The following is a 19,091-nucleotide window of genomic DNA, read 5'->3' on the forward strand; positions in this document are numbered from 1 at the left end:
CAAGGCATTGAAATAATAAGAGAAGGAAGGAAATTGCACTGGGAGAGAATTATTGCTGGATCTGACCACTCTATCTGGAAACAGATCCAGCAATCTTGCTCAAATTGTATTCAAGCGAGGCGTCACCATACGCAACCGCAAAGGATCCGACCACAACATCATCATTACCTTCGCTCTGCTCAGGCAAATTAACCTTTACTCCTTTTGCATATACAGTGGCCGGCACTTCCCGGATTCCATATCGCCGAAAAAGTATCGGATCGATCAGCACATTGGTATTCACCATATCACATTGCTCACCGGCCGCCAGATTACACGTTGCAGACCTCTTCAACACGTCGGCAACGAAACTTGTTGTCGGCCCTATCTTCTGCATGCCACCAATGAACCCCCTCATCACTAAAACAACCTTTTTGGGGTCATTGTATTGGCCAGCCGACACCGCATAATTACGAATCGTTTCCATGGGCATTGAAGACGAAATAAAAACGTAGATGCGCTCATCATCCTGCAGGCGAGCCCGCTTTGGAGACTCCTGTTTGGCGAGCGCCTTGACTTGCTTCGCCCCCCCCCTGTCGGCAGGGATCGCCTCCAACTGTTCATGGAACATCTCCCTCTTTATCCTCGCCGTTTCTCTGGCGAGTTTTGCCTGGTATTCAGGGGACCTGTAAACGGCTATCGTCTCAGCTGCTTTCGCCTGCATTTCCTTCTCAAAAGCGTTTTTGGGCAAAACCATGGACTTTGCCATCTCCTTCGCCTTCACCATAGTTCCCACTAGATCAGGCATAGACATTGGCTGAACAGTTTGTCTCTTCCATACTGCCCCATCCCGTAAAACCGTGACCTCTCCATCAAGGTCCACAAAAACCCGGCCTGGCCTCCCCTGACACCGACCCATAGCAGCGAGCTGAATAGTCTTTGCGGGCTTGTCCATTGTCTTGACCATGTAACATTCATCAGGGGTCTCAATAAAGCCTGCCGCACCAGCCAAGGTGGGTACAAGCGTGAGAGCAAAAACCATTATTGATCTGTTAAGTTGTACGCGACGCAGCACACCCGCCTCCTTGTTGCTACCCACAGAAACTCATCAACTTTTCCTGCACCGCCAACAATCGGGTTTTTGCCAGGGCCCCAAAGAAGTGCAGTCCTTCCTATCGGTACACACTGATTGCCGACTACCGGCCGAGCAATCTGAAATTTATAGTGAGACTTAACCATGAACGGAGTCAAAACACCTCTACTCGAACACTCGTCAATTCCCGTGTCCCACAAGGCGCCTTCCCTCCCGAGCTTGAAAATCATCCTGGACGCAGTAGCAGCAGCAGCCGTCACAGGATCGTCAATTACAGTTGTACCGGTCAGTGGATATGACGAGCCCCACGATCCGAAGCACCAAAACAGCGAGTCAATGGGATAGCCCGCACCCGCCGCAACAGCATCAGATATGCATGACATCTGGGTTACCGGGTTTCCGAACGCAAGAGCTTCTGGATTGATCAGCATGGCCAGAAGATCTTCAGACCACATATCATCAACTTCTGTCATGTAGGCAAGGTCAAAGGAATCCTGTTCCAAACATGGCATATCAAGGAAAAGCCCCACAATTCCATACACGGGAAACGTGTACTGATGCACATGATGAAACGACTCACGAACATGTTGACCTGTTGCTCCGCGTGTATCCCCTGCGTTATAGCCTGGAGACGTATTGTTCAATTTTGTTCCCAACGCAGGAAAATAATAGGGAGTCTTCACCGATTCAATCAGCCAAGCATGCTCATTGAATGAGGCAGTTACCCCTATCCTTACGCCGCTGGTCCCGACGCAAGTACAGACTGGTGTTGTCACATTTCCCGCCGCCGGCTCCCCAGCATCTCCCCAGGAAACCCCACCTGTTGTCATAGGAAACATGCAGCGCCAACAAACATCCGTTACTGGATTAATAACTCCGGCAAACGAATTTGCCGCGGCACAAAGCAACAAGATCGCAAAAACCACTATTCTGGTCATTTGTTCAGATCCTTTTGGTTTTCCCACTCTTCCCTGGTCATAATATTGAACGGTTTATTATTGTCGCTCACGCATATGACCTTTACACCGTTAGGTCCGTGATACTCAGCAACAACCCGTTTTCCATCACGCCACGCTTCAATATTCTTTTTGACAACGACTTCTCCGCCATCGCCAAAATCGCCCCCTATCAATCGTGGGACTGTTTTTGCATACGTTTCCGTGTAATCACGAGAAATTTGTGGTGTATTCTCAACCGTCAACAGCACACCATTCTTTTTTCGAGGAATCCATTTCTCCAAATACATTGGCGATGAAAGCAAGTGGTTCATGATTCCAGGAGATATTACCCCTGTTTTTGGCTTTCCTACTTTCGAAACGACATCTGCTGCCATTGCCGCAACACCTAGATACCCGGCATAAGGAACCCCAGCCAAACTGTTAATGCTTGAAACAGTCCTTGCATCTTGATAGCGTGTTGTGTTTCCAGCACAACCAGAAACCAGAGCAACAAGAGCAGAATACGCAATGAATTTCTTAAGCATCAATCCTTCCCTCCATTAATAAAGATCTCTTCCACCTCCATGCATCTTCCACTTGCTTTTACCACGGATGGGACCGATCTAAGCTGAAAACGTGCCACCAGTGGTTTTGTTGCGTAATAAACAGGTCTAGCGAGATCTTTTGAAGTAGATATCGCATCACCTTGGGTTAAGAATAAAGATACATTGATCTTGTTTTTTAAACTAGAAGACTTGAACCATCTGACCTGTTTAGGATCATCGCCATTAATAACTACGAGAGTTTTCTCAAATGATATAAAGTCTAGCGGATTGAAGGTATATCCTTTCGGGTACAGAAGTTCTCCTTTATTATTTAAAATATCTGATTCGACGGTATAGCTCATATCAACCAGAAATTTGCTTGCACCTCTAGCTCTAGGAAGCTCAATTAAATTGCTAGGACGGTATTTATTCGGTTTTATTGACTGTATATGTTTTTTCCAATCAGCTTTTTGTACACGCTCTTCAAGTTCTTCTAGTGCGTCTCTTTCTGATATTTGGTATGTCATGCCAGTAACTATTTCACTACCAATGGCATTACAGGTATGAGCGATTATTATCGCAGCAAACAGTAAATGTTTCACTGGATTTGATCCTTCCGGTTCTGTATTGTTGTCTGAATTTTAGTTTGTGCATTTGTGATATTGGTTGCCATATCTTTCTGCAGAACAGCATAGTATTCTGAAAAATCTATCTTTGAGAAATCCAGAGACTCAAACTCTTCAGGAGTAAATCCTCTGCAATTTGGCTTTTTAGGCGTTCCCCATGAACCATCCAGACCAAATGTTGTCAACTGGGGGCGTCCCTGCTCGTGGATGATTCGTGCCATCATGGAATTAAAACAACAATACCCTTTTGCTTTCTGCACACATCCTATAAACCACTTCTTTTGACAGTAGCTGTCTATGTAATGACACTGATCAGCCTTTACCTGACCAGCAGTCTGAATGTCTTTAGCGTCACAACCTGAACCCATCAACACTTTCATTACAACCATGATCACTACAGCTACGATTATTGTCGCTGGATTTAATAACGCTGTTGCATAAGCCTGCACACTTGCCAGCATACTACCAGCGAGACTTGCTCCAGTAGCACTTGCAGCTGCACCAGTAGCCACACCAGTAGCAGTAGCACCAGTTAGCGTTGTAGCTGTTCCAGCAACTGAGACTGTTATACTTCCGGTTGTCACACCTGTAACCGCAGCAGATCCAGTCGATAACATATATGTATAATACGCAACTTGACCTAGTTCATACATGGTCTGTATTGCAGAAATAGCAGAACTGATTGTATTACCAGTATCCTCAGTCATCACTTCGTCGCTTTGGCAACAGTTATTGATATAACCAACCTTCATGCCTGGTGGGCGACATCTTGAGCCTTTACCTGCAAAAATCATCAACTGACCAGAACACGATCCATCCGCATTCCGTGCGTCGTCCTGGTACATCGATTCATCCATTTCTGTTTCATCTTCACCACCAGTAGGACTAGTTGAATCAAAGCAGGTATTCGAGTTGCACTGCATTTTCCCTTCTATGTCTGCACAGGCGTATGCGCTTCCCAGAGGGCATGTGTTGTTTCCGATGTTGCATGAGTCAACAGTGGGATCATAAGCTCCTGAGCTACAAACAGGAGATGACTCACATTTGGATGTTGCCGAATTATAAGTTGTCCCTGATATACAAACAGGAGGAAGCGTAGAGGGGGCAGGATCTATCTGGCACACATCAAGCGATGTGTTGAGCACAGCGCCAGCCGTACACGTCGCCGTTTGGTAAGTGGGGGTACAATCTGCGCTTCCAACTGGACAATATTCAGTCCCTTGGGTTGTCGTGACACAAGCCTTGATTTCATCTTCACCAATATCACCATCAGAGTTCAAATCCTGGCCACATACCCTGCCCTGTAGAAGAGTGCTCGTTGTCGTTGGCGTTGTTACGTTGGCCGTTAGATCTGTTGCACAATCAAGTTTCCCATTGAACTCGACAATTTGCGAAATGCGTTGACCATTTTCTCCATTGGCCCAGATACCATCAAGCCCCATGACAACACCTTGAGGCGAAGCAATCTTAGAAGTATTAGGCGGCACACCTAATGCCCAGCTGGTATAAGGTAGAGCGGCACCACTGAAGTCGGTGAAAGCTTGACCAACGCCATATTCTTTCCACGCTTCAACATAGGTCGATTTATTTGAGCTGGAGGCATCAAGAAATTGCTTATAATGCTGAATAATAAAATCACGCTTTGTTTGACTATCAATTAGTACTGGGCGAGCGTCACCAAAAAGTTTATTGTTTATTTGGAGTTTAAGCGATGACGTATCATTACCAGTATATTCGTAATCTCTATCTATCCATGAACTAAACGCGAAAAATGCGTCAGGTATGTTTTGAGAACCAGTCTGTGCTGATTTAGCAATCGCATACGTTTTTGTTCCATCATAAATGAAATGCACCAGGGCAGACGAATATTTTATGTTTGTACCTGGAACAACATCTTCACAGCTTGTTGCCATTGCAGTTTGCGGGATGCCTGTTGCGATAAATACCGCTGCCGCATAAGCACTTGAAACAGCAAATGCTAGTATTTCTTTAGTGATTTTTCTTAGTTTCATGTTCATATTTGTCTCACTGCAATGGTTTTTCTACGCCACTTGTGCAAATAGTGTCTTTTCCGGCCAACCTCATTGCTTGGACAGCGGTTGCAGCTTCATCTATACTGCTTCCACACGCGCAGTTACTTATTATAACCTCACCTGGTAATTCAATTGGGCACACACTGTTTACACATATTCTATAGAGATAGTCATAAGCGTTTGCATTATTTCTCCTGAGTGTGCTCCCTAGTCCAGAAGTCGTTACTTCATTATCTTCTTTTGGAGCTTTTGTCTTACATGACTGCTCACACGCTGAACCTGTTGGAGTGCTTATAAGTGTTAGGTTAACTGTTTGGTTTGTCCAGTTTCCACTTGCGTCTTTGGTATTATCAGTGAAGGTTACGGAATTTCCTGACTGCACAAATGACTGCTCCAACGATCCGTAACGAGTGCCTATATCAGAAAAGTCATAGGCCACCGGATTTTCGCAAAAATAGGTTCTTTTCTTTTCCCACCACGGCCGACAGATATCAAAATTGCCTACTTGTCCGTTAAATGTGCGACACCCGGAAAGACCAGAAAGACCCGTGACGTTATAGTTGTTTACAGTAACAACGCCATCTATTTCCTCATTTTGGAGACGGCAATTAGTATCAGCAGCATAAACAGAGCAACCATCTGAAACGGTCTCTGAATATTCATCTCTTTTTTCACGTACGATCGGGATATTTGAAGTTATTTGAGAACCAGAATGTGGCAATTTTGTGTAGCACCAAACCCTGACAAATGCATGAGTTGAGTCATTGCCAGAGCCATTACATCCAGGGTGTGGGCTTAGTGGATCTACAGTACCTTTAACATCCATTGATATACATGATTGGCCTGCTGATACCGGGTAAAGGCTGTGTACTATATCAGTTAAATGAGACATAACTGTTTTCTTACAGTTAGTATAGCCCATACCACCGCCGTATATTGTTTTGCAAGCAAATGATTGTGTCGCCCAGTTACATTCTTTTGAGCTTCCATCTGCATCGTAGTCTATTATAAAAGCGACATCGTAGCCAATATCTTCAGAAACGGTGCTTACAGAGCCATTTCTCTTTATGCTGCATTGCGTAACAGTTCTTTGTGTTGCTGTTGCTGCAGAAGAGTTATAAATCATCGAATACAGACTATCAGGGTCGCTTGCAGATACAGCCACCAGATTGTTAACTTCAGATGATAGTGCCGTAGGATTATTATAATAATCCTGAGCTGTTGCCGGTGTAGGTAAAATTGTTGTTGCGTTTGTAGTACTCATAGTGGCATTGTTTGTGAGACGCCCGTAATAACTGATGCTTACTGGCGTGACAGATACATTGGTCACCATGAAACCGATGTTTGCCTTCTGAATTGCAGAAACTCCCCCTCCCCCAAGATCCTTCAGAATAATGTTCGCATTGCTCCACACCAGATTGGATCCACATGAGGAGTTTATGCAGTAACATCCACCCAAATCAGAGGATTGAGCACTTACATCAGAGAGCTGACCATTTGAATCCGAGATCCATTTGTAATATGAGCACCCAGACCACGTTCCCGTTGTGCATGTGACATACCCATTCCCGCAAACACCCGAAATGGGTCGAGGGACCTGGTACACGTAATCCGTTGTGCCGTCCATATTCGTATCGATCGAAAACATGGCCAGCTGCAAGTCACCGGTTGGAGAAGGCTGAATTACTAGATCCAAGAACTTGTTTGACGATGGAGTAGCCAGATCTGCAGAAAATGACGTTGACCCATCGATTGTTTTTAGGAGGGTAGCGTTGCTGGTAAGGGGCGTCGAGATGTTGTCATTGAAGCCAATTTTGTTGCCAAATAACCCTTGAATGGTAGCACCAGATGACGTACCAGCTGCCTGCGCATCCTCCATAGGTCCCGCCTGACATGTGTTTGTGATGATGGCAGATGCTACCAAGCTAAGAGCGATATTTTGCAACCATTTTTCGAATAGCGTCTGCATACGACAGCCCCCCGTCAACCATTGATTCTATTTCTGCAACCTCTTCCCCATCTGAAGTGTATGCGTAGTAGGAGAAAGGATCGAGCACAAGACGGCCAAGTCCCTTACCAAAAGGAGTGTGCATGAATATTTCTGAGTAATTTGGCTTGTTAGTCGTAACGCTCTTGAGAAGTGCCATAGTAAAGTTGTCATAATCCAGCAATTTCAAATTATGCGCTTTCTCGTAATCATCGCTTTTTAGATAGAACTTATAGGCACTATTATTAAAGATAACCTCTCCCACTGCTCCAAACCTGTTAAGATCCAGTATTGACTGACTGATAACAAAGCAACCGGCAGAATGCTTTCTCAACATGCGGTAGAAGCCTTCGATTGTGCCTTTAATATGGCTCGACTCACCAAGATACTGATGAGCTTCGTCCATCAGGATAAATCTCTTATCTTTGCCACTTGAGTGGTATGCATCAAGAGCAACTTCATTTATAACCAGCTGCGTTACAACTCTATACAGATTGGCAAGGCTTTTGATGCTTCCAAGTTCAAGCACAACCATTTCATCTGATGCGATATCAAATGTGGCCTTCCCGTTAAAGTATTTTGCATACACACCATCACCAGACCAATGGGCAAGGTTAAACGCCAGTTTGTCGGCAGCTTCACGTATTTCAAAGCTTTCACTGCCAACAAGTTTTTTAAAGTCTCTTAAGTATTGAAAAACTGTCGTAATACCAGCGTCATTTCCTTCGTTTGCATAGGCCCACTCAACAGCCTGTCCTATTAAGTTCACATCAAGTTCTGACGGCATCGATGCACCAGACGAGAATGCCATTTGCGTAACTACAGGAATAATGGTCTGCAGCGCTGTTTCGTCGCTAACATGGGTAAAGGGGTTAAGGTTATCCATCGAATCCTCGGACAACTCCATGTATCTGGCGTTAAACATCTTCGCCAGTTTTTTCATTGAACGCCCAATGTCCATAATCCTGATGATATTGCCTTCAGCTCTCATATTGCAGAGTAACGAGTTTGCAAACACCGACTTACCCGATCCCGATCCAGCAACACAGAAACCGTTGAAGTTGTCTGCACCCTTTGCGAAGAGATCGAAACCAAACAGCTCGCCCTTGCGTCCCACAAGCAGCATCGAAGGAGAGCCAAAACCTGAAAAGTCTCCCTGGCACGGTATTGTTGCGGCGATTGTTTCTGCCGGTACAATAAAATCGCGCTCAAGATAGCCTGCGTTGTTCCCCACATTGTAAAACCCATGGGGAAGCGAAGCCAGAAACAGCGGTACCAGGATCCCCCTATCTTCCTGCATCACAAATCCGTTGGATTCCCAGATTACCTTTGCCCGCGTCAGGGATTCATTCACCTTCCACTCGTCATCTGAATAGACCCACAGGGCTGGAATGATCCGAAGAAACTTTTTACCACGCTCAAGCTCATCAACAGCCCAGAGGTATTCCCCTTTTGTCCTTTCCAGTGCCGGTGCGAACGAACCAACTCCCTGCTGTTTCAGAATGAAGTTACACTTTGTATGCAGTTTGTTTTTCTGGGGTTCCATCAGTACAGTCATGCAATAGAGAAAGGGGGTCTTGAACTGTTCACCGTCTGACATCAACCCCTTTATCCCCCCAAACAATTTGTTTATACTCAATGTCTCTATTTCATGAGGCCAGGTTTTAGGCGTAATACATCTGAATATCTTTCCATCTACGTTTAGGGTGTTTTCATTACGTGTAAGCTTGGTGCCAAGAAGCATTTGTTTTCGTATCGGTATATTTTCGTCATATAAACTATTGTTAGCTGAAGGTTTATCGTTGAACAAACGACGTCCCCAATCCAGAAGCAGTTCTGGTTCAAGACAAACTGGATGGAGCGAAGCACCAGTCAGTATTTCGTTTATCATTGACCACGTTTGATTCAAATCCACGCCTTCTGCCCACTTTTGAGGAAACTTTATGGAAATAAATAGTCTGAACCTCTTAACTGGAATCCCCGACATATTTTTAAGTCCTGAAGTACCTGATCTGTAAAAATCGCTCAGAGATTCAGTGATCAATTCAACAACATCGTGGTCTAGTTTTTTTCTTTGCTTATATTCGTGGAGGATAGGTTCGATATAAGAATCACCAAAGAGGATAAATTGATAGACTGCTTCTGGAGGGATATCACCTCCGAACAACCCTTCGAGTGTTGAGACAGTATTTTCCCCAGCAAAGAAGAGCGGTGAACACTCCCACGCATAACCTAAGCAATCATCAGCAAGTAGGTAGAGATGTGAATCACGATCATATGCGATCCACGGCAAATAATCAGAAATCTTCTCGCGCTCAGCAAGCAAACGCATCTCTCTTTTCGTCGCCCCGCCCTTCTTACCAAACAGTAATGAAGTCAAACGTTTCATTCTGCCATCTCCTCTACACTGTCACCCAGCACCCAACGGGGTTCGTCAACGAAAAAATACGTGTGACGCATCATATAAAACTCACCCTCTTGCCCCTTGTAAGGGAGCATAAGAATCCGCATTACCTTGGGCGGCGCTACAACTGGCATTTTGGGTTCCTGCAACAGATTATCGAGCCTTTTGTACAGGGATGTTTTATATGCACCTTCAGCTGATTCCTGCGGATAAAGGCCTACACGTTGCTCGCCAGACTGATACTTCGCAGTTTGACAGCTTTCCCCTTCACAGGGAGGCGGATTTTTTTGCTCTTTAACTCCCCCATCCAGACCTGCAAGAGATTCGACATGCGTCCCCCTAACACTTGAGCACTTACCAGCATACCCTCCCTTGCAAGGAAATTCCGAATCATAGGGACTGAGTATGCTGCAACCGCAACCCGTGAGAGTCAACAGGATCATAAGTGCTATTCGTACCCTTTTCATTTCGTCCCTCCGAGCCCGTTAATCGGTTTAATATTCAGTACAACACCCTCGCTTATTGCCACTGTTACAGTTTTCGAGGGCAAGATTGCCACAGTTGGCATAGTCTGCTTTGCAAGGTCCAAATAAAACTTCTGGATTTCTTTAAACCCGTTAGAAAGGCCCCCACCTACACCTGCCATTGCTGCGTCCTTGGGGTCGATTGACTGTGTAGTACCAAGAGCACTGACCGAAGTGGTCGTAGCGGCAGCCTTGAGTGCATCGCCGATTCCACCAGCAAAACCAGCAATCAGTGATCGAGCGACCATAGTTCCCATTTTCGCAACCACTTTTCCACCAATACCAGCCACACCATCGCTATCAATAAGCCAGCCTTTCACCTTCTGATCAATCACCGCCCTGCCCTTTTTGTCCAGGCAGGACATGGACACAATCGTCATTTCGGCACGTTCTGTTGCGAGGTTTGCTTTTCCGTCTGCAATGATGTAGCAACCTTTCACAGCCGCTTTTGCTTCATTGGGCAAAAATGCTGGCGTCTTCACACGAAGGAGGACCGGCATTGGATTGCCCTTTGCCGATTCTGTCGTGGGTATGTAGGCACCCGACAGAAGGGTTGCTTCCATGTATGAAGGAGGCAAATAAACCGTTGTCGTAGCTTTTTTTTTACCGTACTTATCAGACCTGGACTTTGAATCGCCTGCTCGCTTTTCATAAGAAACTATCGATATTTCACCCATCTCCTGACGAGTAATCATTGCTGCTCCCGGGACTCCTGGACCTCCAGGAGTCCCGGGAGGAACACCGGGAATACCACCGGTAGTTGGCATTCCCGGTATTGAGTTTCGACCTTTACTGGAGCCGGGTGGCAATGGTGGCAGTGACATGCCGGCCACCTGATTATTACCCACCCCACCAGGTCCCGATTGGGCATTACCTTGTTGCCCACCCTGCGGCTGATTACCGAGCCGTTGACCATTAGGTCCAACCTGATTCTGACCTGATTTTATCGGCCCAATTTTTGGTGCAAGGGAACCAGGGACTACTCCCGTCCCATCTTTACCCGCTGGATCTGTAAACGGATCCGCACCATCAGGCAACGGGTCGCCGTTTTCATCCACAGGCTTTCCGTTTTTGATTGCATCGATTTGCTTTTTTAACCTCTCAACTTCTGCTTGGTTATCAAGTTCTCGTTTCTTCTCCAACATTCCGGTTTCAATAGAAATATCTTTTCTCTTCTTTGGTTCCTCTGTATTCACAGGCTTGATCTTGGCTCTGGACTGAGACCATCCAAACAACGCGATAACAGCAACAGATGTAAAAGCTAGCGCCAGTACTATTGTTTTACGCTGCTTAGGCAGAAGCGTATTCCACCAGCCGGATATCTGTGAGAGAATCTTATTTTTCATTCGTCTTCCTCCCCACCTTTTTTGGCCGTTTTTGTTTCTTCGTTTGACTCTTTTACTGGTTCAGCTTCTTGTTCAGCATCTTCTTGTATAGGTTCGTTTTTTAGCATCAGAGTCTCTTTTCCTGAATATAGTGAGTTTTGAAGTTTTTCTTGTCTTTGTTCAACAACGAATATTCTCACCGTTTCACCAGGCCTAAGGACATGCTTCTCTATAGAAATTGCAACAGGATTGTCTGCAAATTGTTTTTTAGTAAATATTTTTTCAGACAGCTTGAAAGGTACTTGACCCTGCTTCAATATCGCTTCGTATTCTTTTACCCGTAAGCCCTCTCCTTCGACGTTCACATTCTTTTTATGAATAATTGTAATCTCTTGCCAATTTCCTATTTGCTTACCCACCTCTTCGATACTGTATGATTCAGCAATCTGGTCTGTATATACATCCTTGATTGATTTGATAACTTTTTTTTCAAACGGCAAGCCATCGTACATTTCTGCATTAGCCTTGATCTTCTTTTCAAGACCACTGGATAATCTTACTGTCTGTGGCGGTACATCAGGTTTTGGCACTATAATCAAGTTGTATGTGTTTTCTCCACACACCACATACATTTCACTTGGCTTCGATGCGTGCAGCATAGCATCGCCTTCTTTGACGAATTTGAAGTTTACAAATGCATCTTTACCTGTAACCTTTGCTGCGATACCGTTTTCGCGAAGAAATACCAGGTCCTTGATCTCTTCATGGCAGACGATTCTATTAACGTCTCTGTTATTCATAAATACGACAGTAGATACTTCCGGGATAACAACTACTGGAGTGTTATCTACTTTCAAATCTGCCTTACCCTCATTGCCGGTTTCACGCAACGACACCAGTTTATGACCGACCTTCCCCTCTCTATGAACTGTCTTGGGGAATTTTGCTTCTGAGGCGCACGTCATTGAAGGTATCAAGAGCAGAGCAATCAGGGCGTACATGCTATTTTTTCGCATTGGCGGCTTCCTCGTACTTGTATTTGTCGTATTCGCTTTTTTCCATAAACCTTAGAATACAGAACTTGCCAGACTCGATTTTGTAATCAAGCAGATATATTTTTATGGAATTGTCTGTGACTTTTCCATTTATGATCATTGTCTTGGAACCGGTTATTTCCAGCTGGTGCTTCTCCTCGTTGTTAACCAGTTTTGTTATATAAAAACCGCTTGCGGCCTTTGACTCTTCGATACGCTCGGCAAGGTTGTATAGTACTCTTTGAGCTTCCGCAAATTCTGATGGATCATACATCGCCAATAGGTCATTAAAGTTTGTTCTTACATTAGACGGGTGATACGTCAGAAACATGTTTGAAACATCTCTTGCAAACTGCTTTACGTATTCATCTGATGCTTTAGTCCCACTCAGCCACATTTTATCGTTTATAACAGATGGTATTATTACAACTTTTTCCATCTGTTGAGCATTTCTGATCATGTATGTGTTGACAACCGTAGTTATTCCCAACACTACAACTACGAATTTTAATAGTCTGTTTTGTCCATACAAATTAGATGCATTACTCAAGTAATTAGTCATCTTCATTCTACAAACTCCTTTATGAAATGGTCAGGATAGTTCTTGAAGTTAATTAGACCGATATAGTAAAGCATATGTTTCGTGAATCCCCTAGGATAGTTCCGCTTTACTTTAGTGCACATGCACGGAATAATAATAAGCCCTAGCCATGCCCAACCACCTACCGATTGAGCTATCACTATGGACATAAGGAAGAACATCAAGTCATCCATTTCAAACCAGAGTACTCGATATGGCAGTGATAAATATTGAGGAAACCTATATTTCATACACTTAGCCTCAATTTCTTAATGAATGCGGGGTGGAAACCACCCCGCATTTAGTGCTTTGGAGAGCGGATTGGACTAGAAGATCAAACCGAAGGCAGTGGTGATTGCGCCGGCACTGAAGAACATGATGGCGCCAATAATGGAGAACAGACCAGGGATGATGCGCTGCTGCATGATGAAGTACGCCGCAACGCACAGGCCGATGAATCCTACCAGGTAGGTCACGCCTTTGTTGATCATCTCGTTGACAAGCAGGTTGTACACCGGGTACATGATGTCGGTATTTGCCGGAGCAGTCAGTGCGAAGGCGGATCCGGCCACCAACAGGGCAAACATAACGGCGAGAGACGGAACGAACATCTTACGGTTTCTGAGGTTTTTAAGGGCTTTGAGCATGTTTCTTTTTTCTCCTTGTTGAGTAGTAGTGGTTGATGGTTAAGATTGACCGCTCTCCAAAAGCATTTTCAATCTCTTGAAATCTACTCCGCGAACCAATGAGCCATTAACGAACACAGTGGGTGTGCCGCTTATTCCCAGTTCTTCTCCAAGCTTAATGTTTTTGTTTACCTGATCTTTTGCACTGGCGATGGCTTCAGGAACGGGCTTTTTATCAAATTCTCCGCTGAACACTCTTTTCAATGCTTCCTGCTTGTCTGTTTGCGAAAGAACATAAGCTGATTTCGCATGAGCGTTCGGATGCATTTTTAAAGGAAACAGGAATACATATCTTGTTATGTTTTTCTGCTCGTCCAGAAACTTGCCCATTTTCTTGCAGTACGGGCAGTCTGGGTCAGTGAACTCGATGACTACGTTCTTTCCATTGCCTATTTTAACAGCGTTATCAAGCGGCATTTTCTGAACTTTTTTACTTAGAACTGTTTCGTACTCCTTCATTATTTCTTGCCGTTGTTCTGCTGTGATATTCTTCCCTTTTTTCACATCATACATTTCACCCACAATCATGTAACCACCTGGAGACCAATACATGATCTGTTGTCCGGCTACTAACTTGAACAAGCCGGGTATTTCTGATTCACTGATTTGTGGAGCAGAAATATTTGGAAGTTGTTTTTTTAGTTCTTCGATGGCTCTGGCCACATTTGGGTCCGGTTTGTTTTCAGCACGTATCACTCCCACCCCCACCCCAGCTACTGCGGCGCATAATGCGAAGCCGGCTGCCACTGTTTTTCGTTTCATTCAAGTCCCTCTCTATTTTGGTTCGTTGTGCCATATTTCGACGCGACGGTTTAACGGCTTTTTCTTGTATTTACCTGATTCTCCAAATCCACTGATTTTCAAAACACTGACTCCTTTTGAAATCAGATAGTCTGCAACTGTCCTTGCGCGTTTTTTAGACAGCGACAAATTATATTTGCTGCGGCCTATTGTGCATGTAAATCCGTCTATAACGATTTTTTTATTTTTGAAATCTAAAGTATTAAGCTGACTTTTCGATGCCTTGCTCAATCTATGAGAGTCAAATGTAAAGTTAACAACACCAAGAAGACTTGGCGTCTTTGTTTTATCTTCATTTTGCGGTTTGACATCACCAGCACTGATTTGATCTTCAGTGTTTGTCGAATAACGAACAGTTACGTTGTATATTGGATTTAGCTGACTATCTTTGCAGTCGCCGCAAACAACGAATACATCGTCGTTCATGCTTTTTGCTTCTTCGTCGTAGTTGTAGATGTAATCATGTTCTTTAATTAATTCAGTAGCCGACAGAGCTGGACTAGCCTGTGCTACCAAAACTACTGCCATCGTAATAAGTGTTTTTTTCATAAGTGCCCTCTACCCTAATATCTGGCAAGGACTTAGATTATTTGGTGCAATTAAATCGATCTTTTTTTTATCTTACTGATATCGCTGGGGAAAAATCTTTAGGTAGGTTTCTGAGGTGATTTGAAGATGATTTTTGAACGGGCGATCATACTCGTGACAGCGTAATTCTGGGCATATATCTACTCCTGGTAATTGAGTTTCCCTAATCCGTCCACCTGTCTGGCCCCAACAGACCTAATCCGTCCATCAATAGCCCTATTTTGTCCATGCCGCTTCCTAATTTGTCCATCTTGCCCCCTAATTTGTCCATGTAAAAACGCCTATCACCCCGATATAATTAAGCAATCCAGTTCCTAAACGTTTTTAAAGGGTTTATAAAAAAGGTTTCAAATAATTAAACAACAACACGCGTGGCTGTTTTTCTCATAAAGACCGTAACCCCAAAATCGGCCCTGGACGCAGAAATAGCCTTCTCTCTTTGATTGGGCATGTATGAAAGTATGTATGTCATACTCTCATACACAATGTTTGACCGTTTTATTTTTGTAATTCTATGCTGTATGTTTGCGTTTTCGTTATTACGATCAACACAAATACATTCACTCTCTGCCACCACAAAACATTATCCAGATCCAAACCCAGGAACACCGTGTGGCGTCATCACGTGCTTTCATTAGTGAGGTATTCTTGTACGTCTGTATTATTGTATTACACACATACGCGCACACATGCGTTTTTTCGTGCTTGCTTTTAGATTGTGTGTGTTTTGGTGGTTATATCTTGATAAATTTCAGATTGTATGGAATTCTTATCGAGCGATTCTTGACAAGGAGACAAACATGCGTGTGATTGCTGTGCTCAATGAAAAGGGTGGGGTGGGAAAGACAACCACGTCCTACAATCTTGGCGGCGCCTTGGCTATATCCGGAAAAAAGGTATTGCTGGTCGACATCGATCCGCAGTGCAACCTGACGCAGTTCTGTGGCCTGAAGCCTAACGACAACTTCCCGGGTGACAAAACAATCAACGAGGTGCTCCTGGACCAGATCTCCGCAAAAGAGGTGATCGTCAGCAGAAATAAAAATCTCTGGGTACTACCAGCAAGTCAAAAACTGTCCGACACCGAGCACATAATTTATACCAAATTAGGCCGAGAGCTAATTTTGGCGGATGCCATGCAGGATTGCGGTAATTTTGACTTTATTCTGATTGATTGCCCTCCATCGCTCAGCCTTTTAACGATAAATGCCCTTTGTTTCGCCACAGAGATTATTGTCGCGCTGCAGCCTGAACCCGCGTCACTGGTAGGCCTGGCAAAACTCCTGGACACCTATGGGAAGATCAAGACAAGGATGAATAAGGATCTGGAAATATCGGGAATTGTATGCTCAATGGTCGAAAGCGGGAAATTGCTGCACCGTGAAATCATTGCAGATATTCGCTCGAAGCTAGGCGATAGAGTTTTCCAGACAGTAATACCGCGTCGTGTTGCCTACACTGAAGCGTCTGGTCAAGGGAAGCTGATTAACGAGTACCGGCCCAAAAGCGATGAAACCAAAATAGTCGCAAACCTTGCAAAGGAAGTAATCAAAAGGAAACGCAAATGACATCTAAAACTATCCAAAAATCAAGAATGGGCGAATCACCCCTTAACAGGGGGTTGCTTGAATCCACTTTGCTTGAGGGCCCTGTTGCAGACAACGAGAGCCCCGTAGAGATGGTTTCAAATCGGCAAACACCTCCTGATACTAATTCAGGCAAGGAGACCTCCCAGGGGCCCCACAAAGACACTGCTGACAAGGCAATTTCTGCTTCACAGAAGCAGGGATCGCAAAAAAAAGAAATGATAGAAGGGGAGGGTGGAGAGGAACCATCGGTGAGTTCCAATCCATTTGGGTACAACCTTGAAAAACCATGGCCACTGGTCAGTTACAAAAAACCATACATCATACCTGTACCGGAGATTCAGAGGAAAGCATCATCTGCAATTTCAATAAGAGTTTCATATGATCTCAATATGACTATAGAAAAACACAGGCTATCGCTAGGGATATTGAACTTATCTGAGTGGGTTCGTGAGGCCCTTGAACGGCAGCTTTCCGTGGAGCAGGATTATCTTTCTCGAAAAAAACCGTAACAATAAGTGATTTTCTCTTCGCGGCTTGCATTTCAGAGTAGCATGAGAGCTTTTCAGCTTAACCACGAACGTCACAAAAAAACCTTTTCTGCAAGTTGCAAGTACCCCATAATCTGCGTCTTCATTGGACCGATATATAATTCAGATTTCTCTATCCGCTCAATAATTTCAGCCTGTCTTAATGCAGGCAAACCCAAATAGTATTCATAATATTTATCTTGCATCTGCAAGATCTTTGAATCCTCAGCTTCGTTTCTAGCTATATATGCATTGGTAATGTCGTCTTTCAAAGATTCTTTCAAAAGCCTCTTCTCTTGCAACAGTCTCTCTATTTCTTTGCGCTCACGGATTTCGAGGCCATAGTCATTCTCAAGTACTGTACGAAGATACCCGCCAGGGGAGGGGATAGGGGCTTGTTTTTTATCGTTAAATCGTTCAACAAAATATTGAATATTCGAAATTACATTTTCTTCACCACGCAGGTCTAACATCTTTTTCAACAATGGAACCACACCGCGGAGGGAACCAATCCCTTCAGGGAGCATAGCGCACAACTCGGCAATCTGCTCAAGTTGATATGCTTCCGGAACAACCTCTACCTCTTCTATTCGAGAAAACGTGAAATCGAAGCCTGTTAAAGCTCCACGATTCCCACGTTTGAGTAGCCTTACCTCAACCCTTACATCCGTTTTCTCATTGACTTCATTTACTGCCGGTTCAACAACGTGACGACGAAGATCCGTGGGAGCACTATATTCTCCAACTTTAAGCCCCATGTAGTCTCGGAATTCTTCAAGGGAAAATTCTCGATGTTCATCAATGTGAGTCACACCAAGTTCATAAAGAGCTATCGAATACAGAGACTTTAAACCACGAATGATTTTCAAGTCTATCTGAGTGTAAATACTGGGATTATTAAGAGCCTCATTGATCGTCGGTGCAAAAAAGAATGTTACGCATCCAAATCGATTAATTCGCGCTTCAGATATCGGTACAAAACTGCGCCACTCCTGGAATTTGTCTTCATGGAACATATCATATTGCCAGGGTCTTTCCTGTAAACTCGTGAGAGCATTTTTAAGGAGATGGTTATGTGTAGCTCTCGTCCTGGTGAAGTTCCGTAGAAATTTTATGCTGGTTTGAAATTTGCCGTCTGGCGGTACGATACCGGATTTCATCTGTGCTCTTGCAACCATGAGTAGAGCACTGAAAACCTTCTCTTCGGTCGGCGTGGAGGCATGCGTACGATGAATGATCGCATTATGTTTTTTAAGGATATAGTCTTCTGGGGCCATCTCCATCCCAGGAAGGTATTCCTGAACATCATTTTTTGCCCGAGGGGTTGGTTTGTCGTCTGCCATAAAATACCTCCATTTGAAGCAGACATATATCACCTCTGGAAAACGATCTCAACGACTTTCCACTTCATATCAAAGTTTTCCATACGTACCTCGGACCCAAGTACAGCAACAGCAAATCAAGACATCTGCAGGAGTTTCCCTACTGATAAATAGCGATACCAAAACGTATGGAAAGAAGTGATACCACTCCTTTGACAAATGAAATGTTTCCTTTTTACCACAACAAGTTACGCAACAATCGGTTCTTTCTTACTTTAAACGAACAAAAGACCATGGGCAAAATCATTCTACGCCAAGACAGAAGGTGTGAATGTTTTTTATTTATAATTGCGGGAAGTTACATCTTATTGATGTGATGCAAGGTTATCGTGGAAGGGACTTTCAAGGTATCACTTTTTTCCAGATGTAAAACCAAGATATCTTATTTTTCCATAGTTGCAGATATTACCTTTTAATAACGGATAGTTACATACATTCCAGGAGACATAA

18 protein-coding genes are annotated in these 19,091 nt (G+C 44.1%); 2 read left to right on the forward strand and 16 right to left on the reverse strand.

Going from position 1 to position 19,091, the window contains the following annotated elements:
- Positions 1–70: 70 nt before the first annotated feature.
- The 15 genes from PPRO_RS18750 to PPRO_RS20520 form a co-directional block, all read right to left on the reverse strand.
- The gene (locus tag PPRO_RS18750; RefSeq protein ID WP_157040150.1) at positions 71–1,054 is read right to left on the reverse strand and encodes a type-F conjugative transfer system pilin assembly protein TrbC; all 984 of its coding nucleotides are present in this window, start codon (positions 1,052–1,054) and stop codon (positions 71–73) included.
- A complete protein-coding gene (locus PPRO_RS18755; protein ID WP_011733880.1) occupies positions 1,021–2,010 on the reverse strand; it encodes a TraU family protein in 990 nt (329 codons plus the stop codon). Before PPRO_RS18755 ends, PPRO_RS18750 begins: the two co-directional genes overlap by 34 nt.
- Positions 2,007–2,555, reverse strand: a complete 549-nt coding sequence (locus tag PPRO_RS18760; protein WP_011733881.1) for a hypothetical protein — start codon at positions 2,553–2,555, stop codon at positions 2,007–2,009. The genes PPRO_RS18755 and PPRO_RS18760 overlap by 4 nt, the downstream gene beginning before the upstream one ends.
- A complete protein-coding gene (locus PPRO_RS18765; RefSeq protein ID WP_011733882.1) occupies positions 2,555–3,157 on the reverse strand; it encodes a hypothetical protein in 603 nt (200 codons plus the stop codon). The genes PPRO_RS18760 and PPRO_RS18765 overlap by 1 nt, the downstream gene beginning before the upstream one ends.
- Positions 3,154–5,199: a conjugal transfer protein TraN gene (gene traN / locus PPRO_RS20505; RefSeq protein ID WP_011733883.1), complete on the reverse strand. Its 2,046-nt coding sequence runs from the start codon at positions 5,197–5,199 to the stop codon at positions 3,154–3,156. The genes PPRO_RS18765 and traN overlap by 4 nt, the downstream gene beginning before the upstream one ends.
- Before the next feature lie 7 nt (positions 5,200–5,206).
- Entirely contained in the window at positions 5,207–7,183 is a 1,977-nt protein-coding gene (locus PPRO_RS20510; RefSeq protein ID WP_157040151.1) for a hypothetical protein, read from the reverse strand.
- Positions 7,140–9,590, reverse strand: a complete 2,451-nt coding sequence (locus tag PPRO_RS18775; RefSeq protein WP_011733885.1) for a TraC family protein — start codon at positions 9,588–9,590, stop codon at positions 7,140–7,142. Before PPRO_RS18775 ends, PPRO_RS20510 begins: the two co-directional genes overlap by 44 nt.
- Positions 9,587–10,072: a TraV family lipoprotein gene (locus PPRO_RS20515; protein WP_011733886.1), complete on the reverse strand. Its 486-nt coding sequence runs from the start codon at positions 10,070–10,072 to the stop codon at positions 9,587–9,589. The genes PPRO_RS18775 and PPRO_RS20515 overlap by 4 nt, the downstream gene beginning before the upstream one ends.
- Positions 10,069–11,475, reverse strand: a complete 1,407-nt coding sequence (locus tag PPRO_RS21570; RefSeq protein WP_011733887.1) for a TrbI/VirB10 family protein — start codon at positions 11,473–11,475, stop codon at positions 10,069–10,071. The genes PPRO_RS20515 and PPRO_RS21570 overlap by 4 nt, the downstream gene beginning before the upstream one ends.
- On the reverse strand, positions 11,472–12,470 hold the full coding sequence (locus PPRO_RS18790; protein WP_011733888.1) for a TraK domain-containing protein: 999 nt from the start codon (positions 12,468–12,470) through the stop codon (positions 11,472–11,474). Before PPRO_RS18790 ends, PPRO_RS21570 begins: the two co-directional genes overlap by 4 nt.
- A complete protein-coding gene (locus PPRO_RS18795; RefSeq protein WP_011733889.1) occupies positions 12,457–13,056 on the reverse strand; it encodes a type IV conjugative transfer system protein TraE in 600 nt (199 codons plus the stop codon). The genes PPRO_RS18790 and PPRO_RS18795 overlap by 14 nt, the downstream gene beginning before the upstream one ends.
- Complete coding sequence (locus PPRO_RS18800) at positions 13,053–13,319, reverse strand: type IV conjugative transfer system protein TraL (RefSeq protein ID WP_011733890.1); 267 nt, start codon at positions 13,317–13,319, stop codon at positions 13,053–13,055. The genes PPRO_RS18795 and PPRO_RS18800 overlap by 4 nt, the downstream gene beginning before the upstream one ends.
- Positions 13,320–13,394: 75 nt before the next feature.
- Positions 13,395–13,715 carry a hypothetical protein gene (locus PPRO_RS18805; protein WP_011733891.1) on the reverse strand — a complete coding sequence of 107 codons (321 nt, stop codon included), beginning with the start codon at positions 13,713–13,715 and terminating at the stop codon, positions 13,395–13,397.
- Between the two features lie 39 nt (positions 13,716–13,754).
- Positions 13,755–14,516, reverse strand: coding sequence for a DsbC family protein (locus PPRO_RS18810; RefSeq protein ID WP_011733892.1), 762 nt, complete (start codon positions 14,514–14,516; stop codon positions 13,755–13,757).
- 12 nt (positions 14,517–14,528) lie between these two features.
- Entirely contained in the window at positions 14,529–15,104 is a 576-nt protein-coding gene (locus PPRO_RS20520) for an OmpA family protein (protein ID WP_011733893.1), read from the reverse strand.
- An 839-nt stretch (positions 15,105–15,943) separates the two neighbouring features.
- On the opposite strand from PPRO_RS20520, the gene PPRO_RS18815 reads away from it, so the two are divergent.
- Positions 15,944–16,711 (forward strand): ParA family protein, encoded by a 768-nt coding sequence (locus tag PPRO_RS18815; protein WP_011733894.1) that lies wholly within the window; start codon positions 15,944–15,946, stop codon positions 16,709–16,711.
- Positions 16,708–17,241 (forward strand): hypothetical protein, encoded by a 534-nt coding sequence (locus PPRO_RS18820; RefSeq protein ID WP_011733895.1) that lies wholly within the window; start codon positions 16,708–16,710, stop codon positions 17,239–17,241. Before PPRO_RS18815 ends, PPRO_RS18820 begins: the two co-directional genes overlap by 4 nt.
- A 71-nt stretch (positions 17,242–17,312) precedes the next feature.
- On the opposite strand, the gene PPRO_RS18825 is transcribed toward PPRO_RS18820, so the two are convergent.
- The gene (locus PPRO_RS18825) at positions 17,313–18,602 is read right to left on the reverse strand and encodes a replication initiation protein (RefSeq protein ID WP_041533022.1); all 1,290 of its coding nucleotides are present in this window, start codon (positions 18,600–18,602) and stop codon (positions 17,313–17,315) included.
- Between the last annotated feature and the right edge of the window lie 489 nt (positions 18,603–19,091).

This window comes from Pelobacter propionicus DSM 2379, from assembly GCF_000015045.1.
Lineage (GTDB): Bacteria > Desulfobacterota > Desulfuromonadia > Geobacterales > Pseudopelobacteraceae > Pseudopelobacter > Pseudopelobacter propionicus.